At 69.1% G+C, this 4,135-nt stretch carries 5 protein-coding genes; 2 read left to right on the top strand and 3 right to left on the bottom strand.

All coding sequences use genetic code 11. The features are described from left to right. Positions 1-51 precede the first annotated feature (51 nt). Genes FV227_RS28005 through FV227_RS27995 form a run of 3 tightly spaced genes read right to left on the bottom strand, consistent with a single transcriptional unit; the run spans position 52 to position 2,482 of the window. A complete protein-coding gene (locus FV227_RS28005; protein ID WP_147729313.1) occupies positions 52-1,023 on the bottom strand; it encodes an amino acid--[acyl-carrier-protein] ligase in 972 nt (323 codons plus the stop codon). After that, positions 1,023-2,231, bottom strand: coding sequence for an acyl-CoA dehydrogenase family protein (locus tag FV227_RS28000; RefSeq protein WP_147729312.1), 1,209 nt, complete (start codon positions 2,229-2,231; stop codon positions 1,023-1,025). Before FV227_RS28000 ends, FV227_RS28005 begins: the two co-directional genes overlap by 1 nt. Continuing rightward, the gene (locus FV227_RS27995; RefSeq protein ID WP_147729314.1) at positions 2,228-2,482 is read right to left on the bottom strand and encodes an acyl carrier protein; all 255 of its coding nucleotides are present in this window, start codon (positions 2,480-2,482) and stop codon (positions 2,228-2,230) included. Before FV227_RS27995 ends, FV227_RS28000 begins: the two co-directional genes overlap by 4 nt. Positions 2,483-2,664: 182 nt before the next feature. Between FV227_RS27995 and FV227_RS27990 the strand changes: the two genes are divergently transcribed. Together FV227_RS27990 and FV227_RS27985 are read left to right on the top strand one after the other, a co-directional pair. Then, the gene (locus tag FV227_RS27990; RefSeq protein ID WP_147729311.1) at positions 2,665-2,988 is read left to right on the top strand and encodes a hypothetical protein; all 324 of its coding nucleotides are present in this window, start codon (positions 2,665-2,667) and stop codon (positions 2,986-2,988) included. Positions 2,989-3,050: 62 nt separating this feature from the next. After that, positions 3,051-4,135, top strand: a 1,085-nt coding sequence (locus tag FV227_RS27985) for a porin (protein WP_147860421.1), incomplete at its 3' end; no start/stop codon positions are given.

Below are 4,135 nucleotides of genomic sequence, written 5' to 3'. Positions count from 1 at the left end.
CGCGCTGCTGCGCCACCACGGCCTCGACCACGCCCCCAGGCCCGCACCGTCCTAGCCCCAGAGCTGCGTGCGCACGTCCGCCGGCCAGGCGGCGAGGTCGAGGCCGTGGTGGCGCAGCAGCGCGAGCGTGATCCGCTCCAGGCCGAACCCGACGCAGGCGGTGTGGGCGACGGCGCCGTCGGCCTGGCCGATCTCCCAGGTGCTGCCGAAGTGGTCCTGGTGGTAGTTGAAGCTCAGGCAGGCGGTTGGTGGGGCCTCGCTGTTGACCGGCACGTTGAGCTCGAACTTGAGCCCCTGCATGCGCTGGTTGTTGGCGAGCATTCGCCCGGCGCGGCCGAAGAACGGGTCGTTGGCCGGGTCGACCGCCAGCGGCAGGCCGAGGGCGCGCATCATCGCGGTGCCGCGCTCGAGCCAGACCTCGCGGAAGGCCAGCACCTGCTCGGGGCTGCCCATGCGCACGTACTCGCGCATGCGGAACATCTGCATCCGGGTCGGCTCGACCGAGGGCTCGTGGCGGAAGCAGTAGGATTGCAGGTCGAACAGCAGGCCGCCGGCCGGCAGGGGCCCCCGCGCGGCGGCGACCGGGTAGAGCGGGTAGCAGGCGGCCGGCGTCAGCACGATGTCGGTGCAGGCCTGGTCCTGGGTCCAGTCCCGCCCGGCCTCGACGCAGGCGAGGAGGCGCGCGTGGGCGGCCTCGTCGCCGCAGAAGCTGTGCACGGTGCCGGCGAGGTTGGGGAAGCCCTTGAGGTAGCCGCTGCGCTCGAAGGCCGGGCGGCTCATGCCCGGCGGGAAGCGCATCCGCTCGGCGCCGTCGGCCGCGCCGAGGCGCGAGACGAGGGCGTCGAGCGCCTCGACCACGCTCTCGAAGTCGCCGCCGCGCCCGTACAGCCCGTCGATCCCGGTGCGCACCAGATGGCCGCGGTCGAACAGGCGGTCGAGGAACGAGCGCGGTTCCACCGCATCCGCCTGGGACGGGCTCGTCTCGAGCGGCGCGGCGAGGGTCGGGGTGGCCAAGCTGTCCATCACGCGCTCAGGAATTGGCCGTTGCCCTTCTGCACCAGCAGAAGGTTGGCGGTGTTGCTGTGGATACGGTCGTTGCTGATCATCAGCGGCGCCGACATCACGTCGCGCAGCGCCCGGCCGAGGCTGAACGGGGTTCCGTTCTTGTAGCCGGCGATGCCGACGATCCCCAGCGCCAGCTGGACGATGGCGACGGCCGCGGTCGAGGCGGTGGTCTTCACGTTGTTCAGGGCCACCGCGAAGCCGATCGAGCCGAGCAGATCGGGCGCGCCCAGGGCTTCCGCGTAGTGGCGCAGCCCGCCCTGGATGGTCCCCTTCATCGCCTGCAGCGCGCTCGTCGCCTCGGCGAGACGCAGGGCGCCCGGCGGCACCGTGCCCGGCCGGCGGCGGGCCTCGGCCTGGACGAAGGTCCGCGCCCGGTCGACCGCATGGCTCGCGATCCCGAACCAGACGCTGCTCCACAGCAGGTGCGAGGAGGCCAGCATCGACTGGGCCGCGATCTCGGCGAAGGGCTTCGGCAGGATCTGGGCGATCGGCACGTCGCGGGCGGCAAGCAGGAAGCCGTCGCTGCAGGTGCCGCGCATGCCGAGCGTGTCCCAGCGGCTGGTCCGCTCCAGGGTGATCTGGTCGGCCGTCAGCGCGACAAGGACCTGGTCGGAGGAGGCGGCGTCCGGATGGCGCCGGCCGGTGGCGAGGATCACGTCGGCGTGGGCGCCGTAGGAGATCACGGTGGCGTCCTTGCGGAAGGCGAACGCGTCGCCCTCGGCCTCGACCGCGCAGAGGCTGTTGCGCAGGTCGCCGCCGATGCCGCCCTCGGTGGTCGCCGAGGCGACGAGCAGCTGCCGCTCCGCCACCCGCTGCATCAGCGCGCAGTGCCAGGCGCTCTCCCCGCCATGGGTGACGAGGCTCGCGACCTTGATCTGGTGCATCGCGAACACCATCCCGGTCGCGGCGCAGGCCTGCCCCAGGCCTAAGCAGGCCTCCGCCAGCCGGCTCATGTCGGCCCCCTCGCCGCCGAACGCCTCCGGGATCTGGATCCCGAGGAGCCGCTCCTCGCGGAGCGCGGCGACGGCTTCCGCGGGGAAGCGCCCCTCGCGATCGACGGCGTCCGCATGGAGCGCGGCGACCTGCGCGACCCGGCGGATGCGCTCCGCAAAGGCCGGCGGAGCGAGAACCGGTTCGGGGGGCACCCGCTTGGCGAGCGCGCTCATGCGTCCACCGGCTGGGCGATCGTCGCGACGGTGCTGCGGATCGCGCGGATCGTCGCGAACGACGCCCGGTTCAAGAGATGATCGGGGAACTCGATGTTGAACCGCTCCTCGAGCGCGAGCATCAGCTGCACGGATCCGAAGGAGCACAGGCCCTTGTCGAACAGATCGTCGTCGTCCGAGAGCCGGTCGACTTGGCCGGACAGGGACTCGATTCCACCGAGCGTTTCGCGAATGTCGTGAGAGGAAATCATTGCACGCAACACCATCTGATCCATCTCGAACCTGAAGCCTTGGACTGTCGTCGTCAATTCTTACTCTTCAATAAAGTTAACTTAATAATTGGTGAATTCTAAAGCTTTGATGTCTATCGCGCTGAAAGTCGGTATTCGCTCCTTCGCACCGCGAGACAGGATTCGCCGGAGGCGAGGCGGCGATGCGCGAAGCCGCGATCGAAAGCACGCCGCAGATCGAATTGACGACATTGCGCACAATCCATGTGCGAAGTGCCGGCAGGATCTGTGTTTCGACGGCTTCCGTGGTCGGTTGCGCGGGCCAGATCGCTACATCCGTATGCAAGCTGGCTAAAGGTCACTCGATTCGTTGCCGTGATGCAACAGCGGCGTCGCACGAGGTCTTCGAGGAGGATTCGACGTTGCTCGGGTGGACCGGTTCGCACACAGTGCTCGGGCACTGGGGGCATCGCAAAAGCGGGCCCGATGAGCCCGCACCAAAAAGCGGGCCGCAAAACAAGGTGTGACGCGATCGGCCCCGGCCCCGCGACCACACGATCCTCGGGTCTCGAAGCTTTTGGAGATATCTATGACGCTCTTGAAGAGCACCCTGCTTGCTTCGGCCGCCGGCTTCGCCGCCGTCGCCGTCGCCGGCGCCCAGGCTGCCGATTTGCCGGTCAAGAAGGCCGCCCCCATCGAGTACGTCCGCGTCTGCTCCGCCTACGGCGCCGGCTTCTTCTACATTCCCGGCACCGACACCTGCCTCCGCCTTTCGGGTCGCGCCCGCTTCGACGCTGCCTACCAGCCGTCGTACTCGCGCCAGAACGGTTCGCAGAACGGTGACACCACCGGCTACCGCACCCACCTGCGCATCAACCTCGACGCCCGCACCCAGACCGCCTACGGCACCCTTCGCGCGTTCGTGCGCCTGGAAGCCGGCAGCGGCTCCGGCTATTCCGGTCTCGGCACCTCGGGCACGAACCAGCGCATCGGCAACGCCTACCCGGGTCTCGGCGTCGACAGCTTCGGCCGGCTGCAGCAGTACGTGAACGCCGACAAGGCCTTCATCCAGTTCGCGGGCTTCACCGCCGGTCGCGCCTCGTCGTTCTTCGACTTCTACGCTCACGACTTCGAGCTGGCCGGCGCCACCGCCGGCTCCGACGTGTCCTCGACCAACCTGATCGCCTACACCGCGACGCTGGGCAACGGCTTCTCGGCGACGCTCTCGGTCGAAGACCCGACCTTCCGCCGCTCGCCGATCTTCTCGCCGACCACCAACTCCGGGAACGTGACGCTCAACACGGCAGCGGCCGTGTTCGCGCAGAACAACTCGCCGATCCCGGTGTTCATCGGCTACAACGCTGCTGGAGCCGCGGCCCGCTACAGCTTCGTCGATGGCATCGAGCGCAACCGGATGCCCGACTTCGTCGGCGCCCTGCGCTACGATGCGGCCTGGGGCTCCGCCCAGCTCACCGCCGCGGTGCACGAGCTGAACGTCGGCAACGTCGCCAACGGCGCCGGTACCCCCGTCGGCGCAGGTGTCATCTCCAACGTCAGCATCCCCCACACCAGCAACGACTACGGCTACGCGGTCCAGGGCGGCGTGAAGGTCAACCTGCCGTTCATCTCCCCCGGCGATACCCTCTACCTGCAGGGCGCCTACGGCGTCGGCGC

Source organism: Methylobacterium sp. WL119 (assembly GCF_008039875.1).
Classification (GTDB): Bacteria; Pseudomonadota; Alphaproteobacteria; order Rhizobiales; family Beijerinckiaceae; genus Methylobacterium.
The sequence above is the reverse complement of the archived record's forward strand: the minus strand, read 5'-3'. Positions and strand labels throughout refer to the sequence as shown.

Bases quoted from the DNA above. Each gene is read 5' to 3' on its own strand.
- FV227_RS28005 (WP_147729313.1), bottom strand. From the start codon at position 1,023: ATGGACAGCTTGGCCACCCCGACCCTCGCCGCGCCGCTCGAGACGAGC.
- FV227_RS27990 (WP_147729311.1), top strand. From the start codon at position 2,665: ATGCGCGAAGCCGCGATCGAAAGCACGCCGCAGATCGAATTGACGACA.
- FV227_RS27995 (WP_147729314.1), bottom strand. From the start codon at position 2,482: ATGATTTCCTCTCACGACATTCGCGAAACGCTCGGTGGAATCGAGTCC.
- FV227_RS28000 (WP_147729312.1), bottom strand. From the start codon at position 2,231: ATGAGCGCGCTCGCCAAGCGGGTGCCCCCCGAACCGGTTCTCGCTCCG.